The 1,156-nt window shown below is 70.8% G+C and carries 1 protein-coding gene; it reads left to right on the top strand.

Annotated features, from left to right (window positions below; all coding sequences use genetic code 11):
• Positions 1-1,156 (top strand): non-ribosomal peptide synthetase (locus ACL03I_RS39340; RefSeq protein ID WP_412808646.1); only part of this gene is annotated, 1,156 nt, incomplete at both ends.

Below are 1,156 nucleotides of genomic sequence, written 5' to 3' on the forward strand. Positions count from 1 at the left end.
CGCGTCCCCCACGGTGTTCGGCGGCGAGGAATTCGCGTCCCTCATCCGCCGGGAGGCCGTGACCCACGCGTTCGTGACGCCGGCCGCGCTGGCGTCGGTGGATCCGGCGGGGTTGGACGAGTTGCGTGTGGTGGTGGCCGGTGGCGAGGCGTGCCCGCCGGAGCTGGTGCGGCGCTGGGTGCTACCGGTGTCGGGTGGGCGCACCCGTGAGTTCTTCAACGGGTACGGCCCGACCGAGACCACGATCATGACGAACATCAGCGCGCCACTGGTGCCGGGGGAACCGGTGACGATCGGCGCGCCGATCCGGGCCGTCACCGAATACGTGCTGGACGAGCGGTTGGTCCCGGTCCCCAGCGGTGTCGTGGGGGAGCTGTACATCGCCGGTGCGCAACTGGCCCGCGGCTATCACGAACGGCGGGGACTGACCGCGTCCCGCTTCGTGGCGAATCCGTTCGACGCGCATGGGTCACGCCTCTATCGCACCGGTGATCTGGTGCGTTGGACGCCGGATGGCGAGTTGGAGTACCTGGGTCGCAACGACTTCCAGGTGAAGATTCGCGGTTTCCGTATCGAGCTCGGTGAGATCGATGCGGTGCTGGCGGCGCACGAGACGGTCGATTTCGCCGTCACCGTCGGCCACCACCTGGACAGCGGCGCGACCATTCTCGTCTCCTACGTGCACGCCACGCCGGGGATGGACGCCGACGCGGCCGAACTGGCCGCGTTCGCCGAGCAGAGCCTGCCCGCGCATATGGTGCCGACGGTCGTCATGGTGCTGGACGAGATCCCGCTGACTCCGGTGGGCAAATTGGACCGCGAGGCGCTGCCCGCGCCGCGGTTGCAGACCAAGGTGTTCCGCGCGCCGGTCGGCCCGCTCGAAGAGTTGGTCGGCGAGGTGTTCGCCGAACTGCTCGGTCCTGGCGCGCCGGTCGGCGCGGACGACGATTTCTTCGAGCTGGGCGGCAACTCGCTGATCGCGACGCAGGTCGCGGCCCGGTTGGGGGCCGCCATCGCGGCGCGGGTGCCCGCGCGGCTGATCTTCGAGAGCCCCACCGTCGCCGCGCTCGCCGCGCGGTTGGAGCCGTTGAAGGGCGCGGGCGACCGGCGCGCGTTGGTGGCGGTGGAGCGTCCGGAGCGGGTGCCGTTGTCGCCC

The organism is Nocardia sichangensis, assembly GCF_047200615.1.
Lineage (GTDB): Bacteria > Actinomycetota > Actinomycetes > Mycobacteriales > Mycobacteriaceae > Nocardia > Nocardia sichangensis.